General features: G+C 61.5%; 19 protein-coding genes. 13 read left to right on the top strand and 6 right to left on the bottom strand.

The window, feature by feature from the left end:
* Positions 1 to 19 precede the first annotated feature (19 nt).
* From AC3ANQ_RS12185 to AC3ANQ_RS12195, 3 genes are read right to left on the bottom strand one after another with little or no spacing between them, the layout of a single operon-like run.
* A complete protein-coding gene (locus tag AC3ANQ_RS12185; protein WP_488301283.1) occupies positions 20 to 1,033 on the bottom strand; it encodes an isopenicillin N synthase family dioxygenase in 1,014 nt (337 codons plus the stop codon).
* Positions 1,034 to 1,082: 49 nt separating this feature from the next.
* Complete coding sequence (locus AC3ANQ_RS12190) at positions 1,083 to 1,430, bottom strand: VOC family protein (protein ID WP_488301284.1); 348 nt, start codon at positions 1,428 to 1,430, stop codon at positions 1,083 to 1,085.
* 40 nt (positions 1,431 to 1,470) lie between these two features.
* Positions 1,471 to 1,863 (bottom strand): nuclear transport factor 2 family protein, encoded by a 393-nt coding sequence (locus AC3ANQ_RS12195; protein WP_488301285.1) that lies wholly within the window; start codon positions 1,861 to 1,863, stop codon positions 1,471 to 1,473.
* Between the two features lie 168 nt (positions 1,864 to 2,031).
* Here AC3ANQ_RS12195 and AC3ANQ_RS12200 point away from each other — a divergent pair, with 168 nt between their 5' ends.
* From AC3ANQ_RS12200 to AC3ANQ_RS12210, 3 genes are all read left to right on the top strand, one after another.
* Positions 2,032 to 2,883, top strand: a complete 852-nt coding sequence (locus AC3ANQ_RS12200; protein WP_488301286.1) for an alpha/beta fold hydrolase — start codon at positions 2,032 to 2,034, stop codon at positions 2,881 to 2,883.
* A gap of 150 nt (positions 2,884 to 3,033) precedes the next feature.
* A complete protein-coding gene (locus AC3ANQ_RS12205; RefSeq protein ID WP_488301287.1) occupies positions 3,034 to 3,717 on the top strand; it encodes a hypothetical protein in 684 nt (227 codons plus the stop codon).
* A gap of 387 nt (positions 3,718 to 4,104) precedes the next feature.
* Positions 4,105 to 4,566, top strand: coding sequence for an Hsp20/alpha crystallin family protein (locus tag AC3ANQ_RS12210; protein ID WP_488301288.1), 462 nt, complete (start codon positions 4,105 to 4,107; stop codon positions 4,564 to 4,566).
* Here AC3ANQ_RS12210 and AC3ANQ_RS12215 read toward each other — a convergent pair.
* Positions 4,530 to 5,981 (bottom strand): MFS transporter, encoded by a 1,452-nt coding sequence (locus AC3ANQ_RS12215; protein ID WP_488301289.1) that lies wholly within the window; start codon positions 5,979 to 5,981, stop codon positions 4,530 to 4,532. The two genes, AC3ANQ_RS12210 and AC3ANQ_RS12215, sit on opposite strands and share 37 nt — an antisense overlap.
* 224 nt (positions 5,982 to 6,205) lie before the next feature.
* On the opposite strand from AC3ANQ_RS12215, the gene AC3ANQ_RS12220 reads away from it, so the two are divergent.
* Entirely contained in the window at positions 6,206 to 6,433 is a 228-nt protein-coding gene (locus AC3ANQ_RS12220; RefSeq protein ID WP_488301290.1) for a hypothetical protein, read from the top strand.
* 92 nt (positions 6,434 to 6,525) lie between these two features.
* Here AC3ANQ_RS12220 and AC3ANQ_RS12225 read toward each other — a convergent pair whose 3' ends face one another.
* Positions 6,526 to 7,161: a TetR/AcrR family transcriptional regulator gene (locus AC3ANQ_RS12225; RefSeq protein WP_488301291.1), complete on the bottom strand. Its 636-nt coding sequence runs from the start codon at positions 7,159 to 7,161 to the stop codon at positions 6,526 to 6,528.
* A gap of 133 nt (positions 7,162 to 7,294) precedes the next feature.
* On the opposite strand from AC3ANQ_RS12225, the gene AC3ANQ_RS12230 reads away from it, so the two are divergent.
* From AC3ANQ_RS12230 to AC3ANQ_RS12245, 4 genes are read left to right on the top strand one after another with little or no spacing between them, the layout of a single operon-like run.
* Positions 7,295 to 9,241 carry a primary-amine oxidase gene (locus AC3ANQ_RS12230; protein ID WP_488305317.1) on the top strand — a complete coding sequence of 649 codons (1,947 nt, stop codon included), beginning with the start codon at positions 7,295 to 7,297 and terminating at the stop codon, positions 9,239 to 9,241.
* Entirely contained in the window at positions 9,238 to 10,749 is a 1,512-nt protein-coding gene (locus AC3ANQ_RS12235) for an APC family permease (protein WP_488301292.1), read from the top strand. The genes AC3ANQ_RS12230 and AC3ANQ_RS12235 overlap by 4 nt, the downstream gene beginning before the upstream one ends.
* Positions 10,750 to 10,780: 31 nt before the next feature.
* Positions 10,781 to 11,308, top strand: a complete 528-nt coding sequence (locus tag AC3ANQ_RS12240; RefSeq protein WP_488301293.1) for a hypothetical protein — start codon at positions 10,781 to 10,783, stop codon at positions 11,306 to 11,308.
* 53 nt (positions 11,309 to 11,361) lie between these two features.
* A complete protein-coding gene (locus AC3ANQ_RS12245; protein WP_488301294.1) occupies positions 11,362 to 12,771 on the top strand; it encodes an aldehyde dehydrogenase family protein in 1,410 nt (469 codons plus the stop codon).
* Here AC3ANQ_RS12245 and AC3ANQ_RS12250 read toward each other — a convergent pair.
* Positions 12,761 to 13,972: a low temperature requirement protein A gene (locus AC3ANQ_RS12250; RefSeq protein WP_488301295.1), complete on the bottom strand. Its 1,212-nt coding sequence runs from the start codon at positions 13,970 to 13,972 to the stop codon at positions 12,761 to 12,763. The genes AC3ANQ_RS12245 and AC3ANQ_RS12250 overlap by 11 nt on opposite strands.
* A gap of 164 nt (positions 13,973 to 14,136) precedes the next feature.
* On the opposite strand from AC3ANQ_RS12250, the gene AC3ANQ_RS12255 reads away from it, so the two are divergent.
* From AC3ANQ_RS12255 to AC3ANQ_RS12275, 5 genes are all read left to right on the top strand, one after another.
* Positions 14,137 to 14,361: a hypothetical protein gene (locus tag AC3ANQ_RS12255; protein WP_488301296.1), complete on the top strand. Its 225-nt coding sequence runs from the start codon at positions 14,137 to 14,139 to the stop codon at positions 14,359 to 14,361.
* A gap of 83 nt (positions 14,362 to 14,444) precedes the next feature.
* Positions 14,445 to 15,455: a LacI family DNA-binding transcriptional regulator gene (locus tag AC3ANQ_RS12260; RefSeq protein WP_488301297.1), complete on the top strand. Its 1,011-nt coding sequence runs from the start codon at positions 14,445 to 14,447 to the stop codon at positions 15,453 to 15,455.
* A gap of 215 nt (positions 15,456 to 15,670) precedes the next feature.
* Positions 15,671 to 17,023 (top strand): ABC transporter substrate-binding protein, encoded by a 1,353-nt coding sequence (locus AC3ANQ_RS12265; protein WP_488301298.1) that lies wholly within the window; start codon positions 15,671 to 15,673, stop codon positions 17,021 to 17,023.
* A 77-nt stretch (positions 17,024 to 17,100) separates the two neighbouring features.
* Positions 17,101 to 18,087 carry a carbohydrate ABC transporter permease gene (locus tag AC3ANQ_RS12270; RefSeq protein WP_488301299.1) on the top strand — a complete coding sequence of 329 codons (987 nt, stop codon included), beginning with the start codon at positions 17,101 to 17,103 and terminating at the stop codon, positions 18,085 to 18,087.
* Positions 18,084 to 18,998 (top strand): carbohydrate ABC transporter permease, encoded by a 915-nt coding sequence (locus tag AC3ANQ_RS12275; protein ID WP_488301300.1) that lies wholly within the window; start codon positions 18,084 to 18,086, stop codon positions 18,996 to 18,998. The genes AC3ANQ_RS12270 and AC3ANQ_RS12275 overlap by 4 nt, the downstream gene beginning before the upstream one ends.
* The last annotated feature ends 44 nt before the right edge of the window (positions 18,999 to 19,042 follow it).

A 19,042-nucleotide genomic window follows, 5' to 3' on the forward strand; every position in this document is an offset into this window, starting at 1 on the left:
ATTATCCGCTCCGGCGCAGTCAGCCTGTCAGCAGGTCAGCATGCTGGGCCGCGACGACGTTCGGATGTGCCCGAAGCCGGTAGCGGAGGGCGTTGTCACCGTAGGTTTCAAGAATCGGGCTGTTCGTCGGGTCAACCGACAGGCCGCGCGCCTTCGCTTGAAACTCCGGGCTCACCGCGAGCTGCGGCATTCTCGCGTCCAGCGCCGGATTGTAGAAAAACGGTAGGGATATCCGGTCAGTACCTCGAAGAGGTGAGATCACGCGATGCAGGGTTGCCTTGAGGTAGCCGTTCGTGGCCAGTTCCAGCATTTCGCCAATGTTGACCACGAATGTTCCCGGCACTTGGGGCGCGTCAATCCACTTCCCTTGATACTCGACTTGGAGGCCGCCCTTTCCGGGCTCCACGAGGAGGAGCGTCAGCACGCCTCCATCGCGGTGTGACCCGACGCCCTGTTTGGGTTCCGGGTTGGATTCCCCCGGATATCGGACAATCTTGAGCACCGGGAAAGCCCGCGCGGCGAACGCAGCATCAAAGGTGTCCTCGGGCGCTCCGAGAGAAACCGCCAGGGCCCGCAGCAGTGTCAGGGAAATGGCGCTCAGCCGTCCTGTCCATTCTGAGACAATCCCTTGCATTTCCGGGAGCGCGGCTGGCCACAGATTGGGCCCTTCCAGGCGCCAATAGGCCGCAACGTCCGGCCCCGGCTCCACAGCGTCACGCTCGACGCCGATATCGATCTGCTCGCGCCAATCGACCCCACCGTCGGTGAGCTCACCGCCGACACGGGTGTAACCGCGGAACTGGGGGCTGTGGACATTCTCGATGGCGAGTTTTTCTTCTTCCGGCAACTCGAAGAAGCGGCGTGACACATCGAGAATCGCGTCCGTCAACTCCTGCGGGATGCCGTGCCCGGCCAGGTAGAGAAAGCCAATCTCGTGCATGGCATTGCGGAGTTCCTCACGGAACCGGGCCGCCTCGTCTGCTCCGGCATTCAAACGTGAAAGATCGAGCACGGGCAATGTATCGAGTGTCAATGCATTTCGTCCTTTTCATCGAGTGTCGCACGAGTGTTCACGTGGCGCTTCAATCCGGCAGTTTGGGACGCCATACTCCAAAACGGTTGCCGTGCGGGTCCAGGAGGTGCGCGAACTCGATAGCGCCGTTGTCAACGAACGGAAGGGCCACACTCGCACCGAGAGACTCTGCCTTGGCGATCGCGGCCTTCACGTCGTCGACTTCCACGTAGAAGATCGCCCAGGACGTCCCGTCCAGCGACGCGGTGTTCCATAGACCGCCCTTGTCGCCATTCACCATCTGGTAGCCAGCGGGCGAGGACTCACTAAACGCCCAGTCGAAGAGTGAGCCGTAGAAGGTCCGCGCACTGTCCGGATCAGGAGAGCCAACTTCGAAGTAGTTCACGGTCGAGGCCATGAATGTTCCTTTCCACTTCCGCGGGATCCAAATCCGATATTCAGGCCCAGAATTCGTCTGCCTGGGCCGTCTCCTCGAAGTACTCCCGGCCCTCGACAACCTTTCCGTCGCGGAGTACGAAGGAGATGGCAGTTGCAACATCGAGGATTTTTCCGTCGCTTTCAGCGTGGCTTTGCTGGAGCCCCACAGTGTGGTTTTCCCCGCCGACGATGTCCTGGACCATCGCTTTGAAGGAACCTTGGGAACGTGCTCCCAGCTCGCCGAAGTAGGCCAGGATGGCGTCGCGTCCTTGTTTCGTCCCGGACAGCGCGCCATTTCCACCTGCGTACCAGACTGCATCCTCCGCGAACAACTCGCCGAGTGCCGCCAGATCACCTGCATTAAAGGCCTCGTACCCTCGCCGGACCAATTCAGCGTTTTCTGCAGCTCCCATGTCGGATACCTCTCCGTCATCCTCGTCGGTCGAATGGGACGGCTTAAGGCTATTCCTGGCCCGGGTGCCTGTCGATGGGGAAGCCCCTAAATTCAGGGACCATCCCAAGGCGGCGATTCAGTGGCAAGCTTGACCACAAAGACGCCGCACCCGCATGGAGGGCAAGCCGTGATTGACATTGCCGAGGCCGTTCTTCACGACGGCACGACGATCCCTGTAACCATCCAAGGGAACGGGCGTACGCTGATAGTCCCAGCACGCATCACCCGGTATCTTCCGGAGGAAGCCGACACCATGCGCCGGTGGGGCGCTGACCCGGATCTGGGACCCAACTTGGTCAACGGCCTTGCGCGAACAAACCGAGTGGTCGTTGCCGATTACGAAGGACATCGGATGACCCACCCTGCACCGGACACCCTCACCCCCGGGAATGTCTCCGCGGATTTCCTTGCCATCGCCGATGCCGCTGACGCCCGCACCTTCGCTTACTACGGTTACTCATGGTTGGCGCTTTGCGGGCTGCAACTCGCAATCCGAACGGAGCGCCTTTGGGCACTGGCCATGGGCGGATACCCTCCGCGCGATGGACCCTACGAGAGCATGCTGGCGGTCACGAGGGCAGCGCACTCGATGGCGATTCAATCCGCCAATCAGGTTCCTTCGCCGGCTACTGCGGCGGAACCCGGCGACTGGGACGCCGACCCCGTCCAGACAAATGAGGCACAAACCCGCCAATTCGTCACCCTCTACGAGGCCCTCCAGGACTTCAACGACTCCTCCGCCGCGGTCCCGCGGGATTTGCCGAGGCTTGCTTTCGCCGGCGCGGACGACCGGATCGACTACGGACCCGCATGGGGAAATGTCCGGGTCAAGATCGGAGAACCCTTGGCGTTACACAGGCAGGCCCTCATGGAGGCGGGATGGGATGTCCAGGTACTTCCCGGCCTAGACCACATCAGCGCGATGCATAGCTCAGTCGTCTTGCCCATCTTGAGCGAATGGCTCCAGAAGGTCGGCTAGGCCTGCTTTCCATCGACGAGCCCCTCCCAATAGACGGCCAAACGCGGCGGGCGCCCATCCTCCCCTACAAATATTCAGCCCCGAGCAACCTCGGCTTCTTGCCAGCTTTGGCCTCTTGAGACCGCTCCGGGCCGGTGGGACGATGAAGCGGTGAATCCCTTCTTCGAATTTCTCAGCCATTACTGGTGGCTGGTCTTTCCCCTGAGCGGTTTGGCTGGCGGATGGGCGCGGTCGTGGTCAAGGGCCAGCGAACGGCGGCATCGCCGTCGGGTGGAGCTCTACCGGCTCCAGAACCGAGCGGCGCAGGCTGAGGAGGCCAGCCAGGCCGAGGTCCTCCGGCTGCAGGAGGCTCACGACGCAGTGAACCGGCGATGGCTGGAATACGAGCTTGACGTCGGAAAACTCATTGATTTTCCCGTCATGTCCGATGTGCGCGAACCGCTCACGGTGGCCTTTCTTCGGGCGAAGCGGGAAGCGGACGGTTTGCGCCCTGCCGCACCCGGCGACATTACGACGGCGGCCCGGTTGGCGGAATACCGCGCATCCGTGCGCAGCTTTGAGCTGGCGTTCGATGTCGCCGAGCGGGAAGCCAAACGCGTCAAGGACAGCAACTTTTCCGGGCCCGAGCGCCAGCGGCTGGCGACCGCCAGGAAGCTGCTCAGGATCGCCTCGGACAGTGCCTCGACGCCGGCAGAGCGGCAGACCGCCTACAAGCGTGCCAGGCGTGAACTGGATGGGCTGATTGTCCTGCCCGAAGCGACCATCGCGGCTTTGGAAGAAAAATTCGCCGGCATACTCGATGCCCCAAAGGCCCCCGACTTTCATCAAAACTGACAAGCTCACAGGACGAGCGGCTGGGCGCCCTACCTCTCCCCATCAGTGTTTGAGGCGATGAATTATCGCGTACTTGTGATGCTTCCGGTGGCCAGTCTTGCCGCGACGGGGAGTCAGGCCGAGAGGGGGCAGTCCAAGAGCTTTCCGCCTGCGTGACAGACGAATGTTTACGTAAACCAAAAAGACGATGAAACCCAGCGACGGGATGAGCAGCACGAATAACCACGGTAAATTGCCCACGGTGCGCCTCCTATGCCCAGTTTCCGGCCGGCCAGACTGGACGTCAAGACACGCCCAAGAGCTAGCCATGCGGGCACGCCCGGCGTAGCTTTTTTCTCATCAGGACACCCGCATTGGCTGCCAGTCGGCACCTATCAGGAGGTCAGCATGGACAACTTTCTCCGACGCGGCGGACTCGAAGTCCCGGAGCCCGTCAGACGTTTCCTTCAAGGCGAATCCGACCCTTCGCTTCGCATCGAGCAATACCAAGAAGGGGACACCCTGGTCGTCAGAGTGGATTTGCCGGGAATCGACCCAGAGACGGACGTCGACATCAGTGTCTACGACGACAGCCTCCACATCCAGGCGCGGAGGGAGGAGAACGCCGATCACGTAGCCAAGAAGGGTTATCGCAGCGAACTTCGCTATGGCGAACGTTCACGTAGCATCCCGCTTCCCAGGGGTGTGCGCCAGGACGGCATCGTGGCCACGTACGAGGACGGTGTCCTCGAAATCCGCATCCAGCTTCCCGAACAGTCAGAGTCCCCCACCGCGAAAATCCGCGTTGTCCGTCCGGGTGGCCGCGAAGCCAATCAGTCTCCAGAGGAGCCAGAGAACTTAGTCACCTGAGGATGCAAATCCTCAAGGATTGTGGACGGCATGGCGAGGACCGCGGCGACGGTGAGCGCTGCGCATACAAGCACCGCAAGAAATACTGCAGCAGAGGCGTATACGATCGTCTGCGGATTCTTCTCGCCGCCGGGGCTGCCAGCGTAGATTGCATTTGCCACGGCCCCGAAGACTGCAACCCCTAGTGAGCTGCCAATGGAACGAGCAAAGAGATTGGTGCCTGTCACTACTCCGCGCTCGTTCCAATCGACACTGGACTGGGCAGCGATCAGGCTCGGGGTTGCAAGGAGCCCCAGTCCGAGCCCGGAGATAAAGCAGCTGGAAGCGACGAGGACGAGGTTCGGCGTATAGGCAGTGACGGCAAGGACCAGCGCGCCGATGAATGTGACCGTGATCCCGATCAAAGCTGTTGCCCTGAATCCAATCCGAAGGTAGAAACGCCCCGATTGCGAGGCACTGACCGGCCAGCCAATTGTCAAGGCCGCCAAGGAAAGGCCCGCCAGAACCGGGGAAACCGAAAGCGCTCCTTGGAGGAAAGTGGGAACGTAGGAGGTAAGTCCGAGCACTATTGCTCCCGCACCGAAGGAGATCATTGTCGTTGTAACAAGAAGGCGCCTCGAGACGACCCAGGGTGGAAGGACGGGCTCGGCCGCTCGCCGTTCGACCAAGACGAAGGCAACAAACAGGACTGAACCAGTGGCGAACACGGCGACGCTGATCGGGGAGGTCCATGCCCACGCCTGGCCGCCCTCCAGAGCTCCCAGGATTATCAGGGTCAAGGACGTTGTGAGAAGAGCGGCTCCGAGGTAGTCGACCCGGTGCTTTATGCGTTCGATGTTCTCGTGGAACTTTTGAACCAGCATCCACGCGGCCACGAGACACAGTGGAATGTTGACGAGGAAGATTCCGCGCCAAAGTCCGAGCGAAGAGAATACCCCTCCCAGGGTGGGGCCTACGACAGACGAGACCGCCCACACGCTGGCGAGGTAGCCCTGCACCTTCGCGCGCTCGGCCAGGGAGTAGATGTCTCCTGCGATGGTAATGGCAACGGGCAACACCGCACCGGCACCCAGCCCTTGCACGACGCGGAATACGATGAGCGTCGGCATGCTCCACGCCAACCCGCAGAGGATCGAGCCGAGCAGGAAGAGTCCGATGCCGGTGAGGATGATCGGTTTGCGACCTGCCATATCGGAGAGTTTCGCGTAAACGGGAACCGAGACGGCCTGCGCAAGCAGGTAAGCGGAAAAGAGCCACGGGAACGAAGAGAAACCTCCGATTTCACGCACAATCGAGGGCACTGCGGTCGCCACAATCGTGGAGTCGATCGCGACGAGCCCGCTCGACAGCATCAGGGCAATCAGCACCGGTCCACGCTGGGAGCGGAAGCCGATGCCTTCGGCTGGAGTTGTCATCTCATGACCCATCGTGCGGCTCCCATGTGTGATCACGCTAGGCGCATCCTTCCCGGGACGCAACGACGGCATCCGGCAAGCCTCCGATATCTACGGATCGACGGGCACTGATCGGCTAATGGGCGGCCCTGTCATTCACCCAAGCCCCGGCGTATCCTGATTACGCTTCCGGCACCGGCTTCGGCCGGCATATTGTTCCGTACCTACTCAGTTAGGCGTCATCCATGGAGATGGACATCAGGAACCACTGGGACAAGCTCAGTCCCGAAACGCGACGATGGCTCACCGACAACCCTGGCTGCGTGGTTCTACCCCGCACCATCGCGGAAATAATTCACCAAGAAACGGGCGTCACCCCTGACGCCGACCAGCATAGCCAGGTCAGCCTCTCCCCCGAGGACCTCAGCTTCATCCGGGCCAAGGCTGAAGAAGTCTCGGACCGGCCGAATTAATCGGCCCGGTCAGTCGTCGTCTTCATCCGCCGGCGTCGTCTTCATCAGCCGGCGCCGGTCGCTCGGCCAGTCCTGCCGCAACGGCGCACAGGCTAATCAGAACTCGTCGAGCCGCGAGTCGGAACGAGTGCATTCTTTTCAGAAGAGATAAGCGAAATGTAGGTCTCCAACTGGGACCGCAACTGATCCGGCGAGTGGTGTTCGGGAGTGAGGGTGGCGGTGATTTGGGCACCGAGGGCGAACGTCATGATCCCTCCAACGATGTCGTCGTCGTTGAGCCCCTCCTTCAGTTCGCCAAGGTCCATGGCTTCACGGAGCCTGGCGAATAGCGACTCACGCCATTGCTCCATCGAGGAATCATGCAGGGCCGCCTTCGCCGGGTCCGTGAGTGCGCGCTGCCAGAAAGCTATGGCAATTCGGGCCTCGTTGAGCCTCTCAGCATCAAGCGGCAGGATTTCGTGGCAATAGCTACGTAAAGCAGACAGGCCGCGCTGGCCGGCAGTGGAGATGTCCATGCGGGCGTTCGTCTGGTTGAAAACGTGGGCGAACGCAAACGTCAGTAGATCGTCCTTCGTCGGAAAATAGGGCTTGAGCGCGCCGTTGGCAAAGCCTGCTTCCATGGCAATTTCACGCATGGTTGCGCCCTCGATCCCCCTCTTCGCGATGATCCGCCAGGTGGCTTCGACCAGCTCTACCCGGCGCTTGTCGTGGTCTACGATCTTCGGCACGCGTTCCCCAAATCTTTTTTCTACAACCGTTGTGACTCAGATTACACGATGCTATTCTCTACACACATAGAAAATAAACCGTCGACCACGAAGGCCTTCCATGAGCACAACTTCCTCCCCAGAAATCGCTGAAATGGCCGCGTTTGCCGGGCTGTCTCCGTACGCACTGACCAGCGCCGAAGACGTCACGGCGGTCAGGGGCATCCTGGCCGATGCCGGACTCTTCGGTGAATCCATCAGGGTCGCTTATCTTGGGCTGCTTGATCCCCCGCGCGATTCGGGGACTCCCGATTCGCGGAATCGCGATTCAGGAGCCGCGGACCGCAGGTTCAGGGCGTTCCTGCATAACGCTTCATCCGGTGCGGCACAGGACGTCGTGGTCTCTGTGACCCACCGGGAAGTCGTCTCGAAAGTGGAACTGGACACGTCCGTGACGGGCGAGCTTCCAGTCATCGAAGAAGAATTCGAGGTGGTTGAAGAGATCCTCGCCCAGGATGAGCGCTGGCTCAAGGCCTTGGCTGACCGGAACCTCGATGTCAGCAAAGTCAGGGTCGCTCCCCTGTCGGCCGGGGTCTTCGAATACCCCGAAGAGAAGGGCCGCCGGATCCTGCGGGGCCTGGCTTTCGTTCAGGATTTCCCGGAGGACAGCGCTTGGGCGCATCCGGTGGACGGGCTGGTTGCCTACGTCGACGTCGTGAGCAAGACCGTAGACCAGGTCCTGGATTTCGGCCCCGTTCCGGTACCGGAGGAGCGCGGCAACTTTACGGACCCTGAGCTGACCGGACCGATGCGCACTACCCAGAAGCCGATCCACATCACCCAGCCGGAAGGACCTAGCTTTACGGTCCAGGGCGGAAACCACGTCGAGTGGGAAAAGTGGAGCCTCGACATTGGTTTCGATGTCCGGGAAGGCGTCGTCCTGAACAATGTGGCGTTCGACGACGTCGATCGCCGCCGCAGCATCCTCAAGCGGGCTTCCATCGCCGAGATGGTGGTGCCTTACGGGGATCCCTCCCCCGTGCGCTCCTGGCAGAACTACTTCGATACCGGAGAATACCTGGTGGGCCAATACGCCAACTCATTGGAGCTCGGCTGCGACTGCCTCGGCGAAATCACTTACCTTAGCCCGGTGGTCAGCGACGCGTTCGGCCGCCCGCGTGAGATCCGCAACGGTATCTGCATGCACGAAGAGGACTGGAGCATCCTCGCCAAGCACAGCGATCTTTGGAGCGGCGTGAACTATACGCGCCGGAACCGCCGGCTCGTCATCAGTTTCTTCACCACCATCGGTAACTACGATTACGGCTTCTACTGGTACCTCTACCTCGACGGCACCATCGAATTCGAAGCCAAGGCCACCGGCGTCGTCTTCACCAGCGCCCACCCGGGGAAGGGCTACCCCTACGCCTCGGAACTGGCTCCCGGCCTTGGGGCTCCCTTCCACCAGCATCTCTTCAGCGCCCGCCTGGACTTTGCCATCGACGGACTCACGAACCGCGTCGAGGAAGAGGACGCCATCCGGGTGCCGATGGGCGAAGGCAACGAACGCGGCAACGCCTTCACCCGCCGTCGTACTGTCCTCAAGCGCGAATCGGAAGCCGTGAGGGAGTCCGACATGGCGGCCGGACGGGCCTGGGTGATCTCGAATCCCGAATCACTCAACCGCCTGGGCGACCCCGTGGCGTACAAGCTCCATGGCCAAGGGCATCCCATGCTTCTGGCCGACCCCGAATCATCCATCGCCCGGCGTGCCGCCTTCGCCACCAAGGACCTGTGGGTGACCCGCCACGAAGAGAATGAGCGCTACCCCAGCGGCGACTTCGTCAACCAACACTCCGGAGGGGCCGGCCTGCCGTCCTACATTGCCCGGGACAGGGACATCGATGGACAAGACATCGTTGTGTGGCACACCTTCGGGCTGACCCACTTCCCCCGCCCGGAAGACTGGCCCATCATGCCAGTGGACACGGTGGGCTTCAAACTCCGCCCTGAAGGCTTCTTCGACCGTAGCCCTGTCCTCGACGTCCCGGCGTCAAAGCCCGCCGAAGGCGGCCACTGCCACATGGAGGCCCAGAAATGAGTTTAACAACCGGAAAAGAGACCACCGAGGTGGGCCACCCGCATCACAATCGACGCCGTCTCGGCGTCCCCGCGGTGACCTTCATGATCATCGCAGCGTCGGCACCGCTCACGGTCCTTGCCGGCGGGGTGACGACGACGTTCGCCGTCACCGGGGTCACCGGCGTGCCGCTGTCCTTCCTGCTGCTCGGGGCAACGCTCGCTGTGTTCGCCGTCGGCTACGCGGCCATGAGCAGGTACGTGGTCAACGCCGGCGCCTTCTATTCCTACGTCGCGCAGGGCATTTCCCGGCCGGTGGGCGTCGGGGTTTCCATGGTGGCGCTCATGGCCTACAACCTGATGCAAGTCGGGATTTACGGCCTGTTCGGCTTCACCGTTTCGAGCTTGATCAACGAACGCTTCGGCGTCACCGTCCCCTGGTGGATTCCGGTTCTGGTCTGCATCGCCGTCGTCGCATTTCTTGGTGTGAACCGGGTTGACCTGTCGGCGAAGGTCCTCGGGGTGCTGGTCGGCCTGGAGTTCCTTGTGGTGATCGTCTACGACGTCGTCTCCTTTGCTGTAGCCCCGGAAGGCGTCAGCGGAGCGCCGCTCAGCCCGGAAAGTCTCTTCGTGCCAGGCGTAGGGGCGGTCCTCTCCTTTGGCATCGCGGCGTTCATGGGATTTGAGTCGGCCGCGATCTACGGCGAGGAAAGCAAGGATCCCAAGCACACTGTCGCCCGGGCAACGTACACCGCAGTCGCCATCATCGCCCTGTTCTACGCTGTTTCTTCCTGGGCCATGGCGGTCGGAACGGGACCGTCCGCAGTGGTCGACGCGTCGGCAAAACAAGGACCGGACCTGATGTTCGGCTTCCTCAGTGACCACGCCGGTGTACTTCTCGCCGACCTGGCCCGCCTGCTCTTCGTCACCAGCCTCTTCGCAGCCCTGGTCAGCTTCCACAACGCCGCCGCCCGCTATTTCTTCTCCCTCGGCCGGGAACAAGTCCTTCCCCGAAAGCTCGGTGCCGTACGCCGGCACAGCGGCGCCCCCTACGCCGGATCCATCGCCCAGACGGTGATCGCCGTCTTGGTCACGGTGGCGTTCGCCATCGCGGGAACCGGATCACCGCTGGGTGACCTCTACCCGGTCCTGACCATGTTCACGTGGCTGACAAATGACGGCGCTATGGGACTTGTCCTCCTCATGACCGTTGTTTCGCTGGCTGTCATTGGATTCTTCCGCAAAAACAGGCATGACGCGGGAATCTGGACCCGCGTGATCGCCCCTGCTCTGGGATTCGTGCTCCTGGCTGCTATCTTCATTCTGATCGTGATCAACTTCAACGTGCTGCTCGGGCAGAACGAAACCAATGCGCTGACGTTCATCTTGCCCGCCACCATCGTGGTACCTGGATTGGCGGGTGTCGCCTGGGCGTTCCGACTCCGGCGGAGCACTCCCGCCGTGTATCAGCGGATCGGACACGGCGAAGAGGACCCGGCCGCCGTGCACCTCGGTGACGAAGAAGACTGATCAGCACCGGAACTGGTGACCGGCAAACCTCATGCACACACTCCTCTCAATAGTCATGCTGGCCTGCTGTGCCCTCGGAATCTGGAACCCGCTGCGCGAAGGCTTGGTCAAGAACCTCAGCCAATGGGGACCGATGGCACTCATGCTCGTGGGGATGGCGGACACCACCGTTGGGCCGGGCATCATTCCTGGCGTTGTTTGGGGCTTCCTTTTGCTCCTGGCTTCACCGCTTCCGTTGGTGCTCCTGCCCAAGGATCACCGCGGCGGCATGGAAATGCACCGCTCCATGTCAATCCTGGCCATGTTCGCGATCCTGGTCACAACCCTTTCCCCGGCATCATCGGGTTCACTCCACCAAGCACACGCACACGCCGGGCTTGGAGGAGTGAACCCGGCACTGGCGGTAGCCCTCGCGGTAACTGTCATCGCCTACTCAGTCGCCTTGGCGGCCCGGCCGGTCCGGCCGAGCGGCCGCGGACACGGCCGTCACCCGTCTGCATCGTTTGAGGCCCTTTCTTCGGCGGGCGCCTTGGGCGCGATGATCCTGATGGCTGTTTGACCTTTAGAGACTTGTCCTTCGAAACCATTACCAACTCAGAGTGGAGTAACCCCTTGGAAACCTACGACGCCCTCTTGGCATCAATCACCCCGTCCTCCGGCGACACCCGGACGATTTTCGACCCCGCCACCGGCGCCGCAGTCGGCGACGCTCCCGTTCACACCGTCGAGGACCTCGAGCGCGCCATCGCCGCCGCCGAGGCGGCCCAGCCCGCGTGGGCTGCGCTGGGTCACGACGCCCGGTCCGCCGCGCTCCTCAAGGCCGCCGACGCCGTCGAACGCTCCGCCGAAGAACTTGCCCGCCTGCTCTCCCGCGAGCAGGGCAAGCCGCTCAACGGCCCGAACGCCCGTTTCGAAGTCGGCGCCTGCGCCGCGTGGCTGCGCGCCACCGCCGGCACGCCCCTGGACCCGGAAACCGTGGTGGACGACGGCGAAACCCGCGCCGAACTGCACTACCGGCCCATCGGCGTCGTCGGCGCCATCGGACCCTGGAACTGGCCCATGATGATCACCATCTGGCAGATCGCCCCCGCCCTGCGCATGGGCAACGCCGTCGTCGTCAAGCCCTCCGAATACACGCCCCTGTCCGTGCTCGCCCTGGCGGCCGTTATCAACGAAGAACTGCCCGAAGGCCTGCTGACGGTGGTCTCCGGCGGCCGCGACGTCGGCGCACGGCTGGCCGAACACCCCGCCATCGGCAAGGTCATGTTCACCGGCTCCACCGCCACCGGCAAAGAGATCATCCGCTCCAGCGCGGACACGGTGAAGCGCCTCACCCTGGAACTCGGCGGCAACGACGCCGGCATCGTCCTGCCCGACGCCGACCCCGCAGCGATCGCCGAAGGTCTCTTTTGGGGCGCCTTCATCAACACCGGCCAGACCTGTGCGGCGCTGAAGCGCCTTTACGTCCACGACTCGCTGTATGAGGCAGTATGCACCGAACTCGCCAAAGTCGCCGGGGCGATGCCCATGGGTAACGGCCTGGACGAAGCAAACGTCCTTGGCCCCTTGCAGAACAAAGCCCAGTACGACGTCGTGGCCCGGCTGGTGGACGCAGCCCGCGACTCCGGCGCCCGGATCCTGCTCGGCGGCAACCCCGGCGCTGACCAGCCCGGCAACTTCTACCCCACCACGCTCGTGGCCGACATAGACAACAGCAACCCGCTCGTCGCGGAGGAACAGTTCGGCCCCGCCCTGCCGATCATCCGCTACAGCACCGTTGATGAGGCGGTCACCATGGCGAACGCGCTCGACGTCGGACTCGGCGCCTCGGTCTGGTCATCGAACCTGGACGAGGCCCGGAAGGTAGCCGCCCGTCTCGAAGCCGGAACGGTCTGGATCAACAAGCACGGCGCCGTGGACCCGCGCATTCCATTCGGCGGCGCCAAGCAGTCCGGCTATGGCCTCGAATTCGGCGTCGAAGGCCTCAAAGCGCTGGGCGTGCCACAGATCATCAACGGCTAGGCGGTGACGGAGGCGCGGCTGCAGGGGCGGGACCCCTGCGCCGTCGCCTTTGAGTCTCCACGTAGGCCGTGACAAGGAGCAAGACAATCGCAGCAAGCACCAAGATGGCGGCACCGGGAACCTCGGCGCTCACCGGTATGAGCAAAACAGCGATCACCACGGTGGGCACCGCCCACGGCAGCACCGCGTGCAATGGCTGGCCATAACGAAGCGAGACGATCGCATTGCAGCCATAGAAAAGGGCTAGACCTCCGCCCAGCGAGATCCCCGAACCGAGCGGCAGGTGCTCATAGGGTGCTGGAATGGCGGTCGCGATCGCGCCGGCGATCGCTGTCACTCCCAGTACGAGAAGAAACGGTAGGAACAACGTGGTCTGGAGTATTCCTGCGAAGTCCGAGCGGGACTGCAGGCGCTCGAGCCCCGCGGCGATGGTCCCGGTGCCATATTGGAAGAACGCCCAGCCAAGGAACGCAACAATGAGGAATCCGAGCGCTCCGACCAGACCGGCGCCCGGACCCCAATCATCAGAAACCTCAGTGACGATCGTGAAGATGGATTCGCCGAGGACAATGATGACGAACAATCCAAGCCGCTCGGACGCGTGTTCGATATTGATACCGCCGATGCCGCGGTCAGGCCAAAGGCGCGCGCTAACCACCATCATGCCAACCTCGACGACGATGGCCGCCGCCCACAGGACGACGGCGACATGGAGTGGCAAGAAGGCCGCGATGAACCAAAGGACGGCCGTGCCGCCGTTGTAGATCCAAATGCGCCACGGGGTTTCAACTGAATTCCCTCGGTGTTGATACAGCCACAAGACCAGCAGGACGACGCGGATGGCGGTATTAGCCAGCGAAAAGGCCCACGCCCGTTCTCCAAAAGCACCCGGTGCAGCCGCGGCCATGACGCTCGCCGCCGCCATGGCCGCGAGCATGGCGATACCGAGGGTCCGGGACGACAGTCCGGGCAAGAGGTTGACCACGGAAACGATGTTCACCCACGCCCACCAAGCCGGGAAGAAAAGCAGGACGTAGGTACCGAACTCGGCCCATCCGGGGTCGCCATGGATCCCGCGTGCAAGCTGCCCGACGAAAGCGACGAAGACGAGGTCGAAGAACAGCTCCATCCAGTGAACACGGCGGGGGTCACGGGCCACCTCGTGCGTCAACGCGCCAGAATCCGACGACTTATCCATCATTGACCAATGCTATTGGCTGCGAGCCCGGAGACGGGCGAGTGCTCGATTCGCGTTTGGGGTTTCCCAAAAAGACAGCGCCGAGATAGTAGCATTTGTAATACAGGAATACTTTTGATTCGAGAAGCGTCCTACGCGCGTGGAAAACATTGGGGCGACAAAAAGTCATGGATTCGGAACCGATACAGCCTGAGGTAAATCCGCGGTTCAGCAACACGCGGAATGAGAATATCGAGCTTGCCCTCGAGCAACTCCGCGACGGTGGGTTCACTCCCCTTCAGCTGGACGAATTCCTGGAGACGCTGCGGCGCATGGAGGCCGACGGTTCGATACTCGCACCCCTGACAAATGCCTTGCTTGCCATGAACGTCACGGTTCAGTGGCTGATGTAACGACGGTTCCGGCCTATTTTCTTTCCAACGTTGTAATCTGCTTGTAAAAGCGGAAGCTGACTTGCTTGCGGAAGAAGGAAAACGTGGCGATCACCATGCGGGAAGTGGCTCAGGCGGCCGATGTGTCTATCAAGACCGTCTCGAACGTCATCAATGACCATCCGAACATCAAGGCCGAAACCCGCGACCGTGTTTTGCAGGCCATCGAGAAACTTGGCTATCAGCCCAACCTCTCTGCCCGCGGACTGAGGTCTGGCCGCACGGATGTCATCAGCCTGATCATCCCGGACTTGAAAAACGCATACTTCGCAGAGCTTGCCGACGCCGTGATGACCGCCGCATCCAAGCGGGGAAAAGTGGTGATCATCGAGCAGAGCGGCGGGGCGAGGGAACGCGAACTGGAAATTCTCCACGGCCCACGGATGCGAATGGTCGACGGTGTCCTGTACAGCGTGTTGGGCCTGGGCCAGGAGGATGCGGACCTTGTCGACATCCCGACACCCATGGTCCTCTTGGGCGAACGGATCTTTCACGGGCCGGCGGACCACGTGACAATGCAAAACATCGAAGCTTCACAAGCGGCCACCGAACACCTCTTGGAACGCGGACGGACCAAACTCCTGGCCTTTGGCGCCCATCGAAATGAAGTCATTGGCTCAGCAGGGCTTCGCCTGGAAGGGTATCGCAGGGCTTTGCAGAAGGCCGGACTGGACTACCGCGAGGAAATGGCAATCGACGTCCAGTCGTGGCACCGGTCCGATGGCGCCCAAGCCATGCGCTCGGTCCTGGAATCCGGCTTGACCTTCGACGGCGTCGTCGCCTTCAACGATTCGATCGCCTTGGGAGCGATGCGCGTCATGCAGGATGTCGGAGTGAAAATCCCGGAAGATGTGGCAATCATCGGCTTCGACGACATTGACGAGACTCGGTACTCCCTTCCAACATTGTCGACCATTGATCCGGGAAGGCGTGAGATCGCCGAGACCGCCGTCGCAATGCTGCTGGAACGCATCGACGGCGTGGCCTCGTCTACGCCGGCCCGGGAGTTTGAAGCCGGGTTCACGGTCATCAGCCGGGAGTCCACGGCTATCTAGCCGCCTGCCGGGACTCCGCCAAACTTCTTCTTGACATGTAAGCACGGTCACATCATGATGGATTTACAACGATTACTTACATCGATGTAAATGTTTTGAAGCCTCTATGCTCCGCCGAATCCGTCGAGTTCCACATCAGCATTGGCCAGAGGACGGCCTACCCCACATCACCACCTCCGACGACGACGTCCATGCACGAACCGAAGGGAATCTACGTGAACAAGAAAGCAATCGCAGCCGCAATGTCAGTCGCTGCCCTAGCCACTACGCTCGCAGGCTGCAGCGGCGGTGCGGATGCCGCCAGCGCGGGCTCTGACACCACGAATTGCACCAACAAAATTGTCCATGCCGACGCGCCGAAGGTCTCCGTCTGGGCTTGGTATCCCAATATGGCCACGGTGGTCGACAACTTCAACAACGCCCACACCAATGTGCAGGTCTGTTGGACCGTGGCCGGCCAAGGTGCCCCGGAATATGCGAAGTTCCAGACCGCCATCCAAGCCGGCAAGGGTGCCCCCGATGTGATTATGCTCGAGGCCGACCAGCTAACGGGTTTTGAATTGCAGAACGCCCTGGTGGACCTGAGCAAGTACGGCGCCAGCGACGTAAAGAAGAACTTCAGCGCGGGATCCTGGAAGGACGTCTCGCAGGGCGACTCGGTTTACGCCATCCCGGTCGACGGCGGCCCGATGGCCATGATCTACCGCAAGGATGTGCTGGACAAATACGGCATCAAACCGCCGACCACCTGGGCTGAGTACGAGGCGGCGGCCCAAAAGGTCAAGGACGCCGGTGGACCGGTTTTCGGAGACCTTGGCAGTAACGTCCCGGCAGCCCTGACCGCCCTCATGGCGCAAAAGGGCGCCGTTCCCTTTGCCTACGACCTCGCGGACCAGAAGAACATCTCGATCCACTTGGACAGCCAGGCCGCCAAGGACGTACTGAGCTACTGGGCAGGCTTGGTAAGGAAGGGCCTTGTCGGCACCCAGGACCAGTTCACTACCGATTACATCTCAGGAATGATCGGCGGCAAGTATGCCACGTACATTTCGGCTGCGTGGGCCCCCGGGTACCTGACGGGATCCGGAGTCGGCAAGGGCAACGAGAAGGGAACCTTCGCTGTAGCGCCGCTTCCCCAATGGGATCCAAGCAGCCCTGTCTCAGTGAACTGGGGAGGATCCACGTTCGCTGTCACTTCGCAGGCCGGTGACAAGACGCTGGCCGCCGAAGTCGCCAAGGGCCTTTACGCCGATGATGCATCCCTGACAGATGGCTGGAAGACCCAGACAATCTTCCCGCTCAACCAGAATGTGCTGAAGTCGGACGCCTTCATCAACAACGCCGTCAACTTCTTTGGTGGCCAGACCGCAAACAAGGACATCTACATCCCGGCCGAAAACGCCTACAAGGGATTCAACTACAGCCCGTTCAGTGTCTACTACTACGCGCAGCTGCAGGCCGAAACGGTGAAGATCAACGCAGGCAAAGTGAGCGGGGACGAAGCGGCCAGCGAGCTGCAGAACATCATGGTGAACTACGCGAAGAGCCAAGGATTCACCGTCAACTGACAGCGCTTCCCGTTCCGCCGGCCCAAGGGCTGGCGGAACGGGAGGGATTCGATCGACAGAAAGTTGCAGGACAGATCATGGCAGTTCACGGGTCAACGGTGACGACGTTGCCAGGCATTTCCCCCACGGACAAGCAGAATCCTCCACCGCCGCCCGGACGCAAAGCCCACTCCCGCAGCGGGAAGATGAACGCGCGCCGCGCACGGACGGGATGGCTCTTCATTGCGCCTTTCGGGTTGGTTTTTGTGGCGTTCCTCCTGGCTCCCCTTGGTTACGCCCTCTACCTCAGCCTGTTTACCAAAGGGCTCGCGACAGGGACCCGGTTCAGTGGATTGGAAAACTATCTCCACGCTTTCACGGATCCGCAGTTCCTCAAGGGCGTATGGTTCGTCATCCGTTTCTCCTTGGTTCTCATACCCCTCCAAATGGCCATTTCCCTCGCAGCCGCCCTCGTGCTCGACCACCTCACCACCCGGCTCGCCCGGTTCTCCCGGCTGATGATCTTCCTGCCGTATGCAGTGCCCGCCGTGATTGGGGCCCTGATGTGGGGGTTTCTCTACAGTCCGATATTCGGCCCTTTGCAGCAGGTCTTTTCCCTCTTCCACGCATCCGCGCCCTTCCTTCTCAGTCAGGACAATGTCTTCTACGGCCTGCTCAACGTGGTGACGTGGCAGTGGGCCGGCTACTACATGATCATCGTTTACGCGGCGTTGCAGGGAATTGATCCGACGCTCTACGAAGCCGCCAAGATCGATGGGGCTTCCGCATGGCAGGTCGCGTTCCGCATTAAGGTGCCCCTTGTTTCCTCGGCGCTGGTACTGATCCTGATCTTTGCCCTGATCGGCACGCTGCAGTTCTTCTCTGAACCGCAAATCCTCGGCCCGGTCGCCAACGGCAGCATCACCCCGGACTTCACCCCGAACATTTACGCGTTCAACTTGGCCTTCGGATACGCCCAGTTCAACTACGCCTCGGCGATCTCCTTCTCCCTCGGCATCATCGTCTTCATCGCCGTGTATGTCTTCATGTTCGCCACCCGCAAAAAAGGGAGCACCCTCGCATGAGCGCCGCAACAACAGATATCCCGGCAACTAGTGCCCCGGCCGCAGCCCGGCAGTCGCGTCCCCGGCACCGCAACGTGGTAGCTCATGTATTCCTGGGCGTTTTGGTCCTGTACTTCCTTGCTCCGATTTGGTGGCTCTTCGTCGCCAGCACGAAGGACGCCGAAGGTCTTTTCGCCGGCACTTCCGGCGCCATGTGGTTCGACAGGAATTTCAACTTGATCGCAAACATCCAAGACCTGTTCACGTACAACGGTGGTGAATATGTCCGGTGGATGGGCAATTCACTTCTTTACGCTGTCAGCGGCGGTTTAGGTGCCACTGCGATCTCGGTCCTGGCGGGCTACGGGTTCGCCAAGTACAAGTTCCGGGGCCGGAACCTGACCTTCTCCTTGCTGCTCGGTGCAGTGATGGTCCCCATGACGGCACTGGTGATCCCGACGTTCATCCTGATGTCCAACCTCAAACTGACAGATACTGTGTGGGCAGTCATCCTGCCGTCGCTACTGAGCCCCTTCGGCGTCTACCTGATGCGCGTCTACACCGCAGAGGCAGTCCCGGACGAACTGCTCGACGCTGCCAGAGTGGACGGAGCCGGAGAACTGCGCACCTTTTTCCAGGTCTCTTTGCCGCTCCTTCGTCCGGCCGTCGTAACTGTCCTGCTGCTCTCTGTTGTCGGGACCTGGAACAACTACTTCCTGCCCTTGGCCATGCTGTCCACGGAAAGGCTCTACCCGCTCACCGTCGGCATCGGACTCTGGGAGCAGCTGGCTTCGTCCAACAATGGCGGTGGCCATTCGCTCTGGAGCCTGATCATTGTCGGCTCGTTCATTTCCATCATTCCCCTCGTCGTGGCTTTCCTCACCCTGCAGAAGTACTGGCAGGGCGGGCTCTCCCTCGGCAGCCTCAAATAGGCCTTCACAGCGCCTGTACCGCCTCCCGTTCCCCTTATCTGAAA

This window comes from Arthrobacter sp. DMZ02-1R, assembly GCF_057747935.1.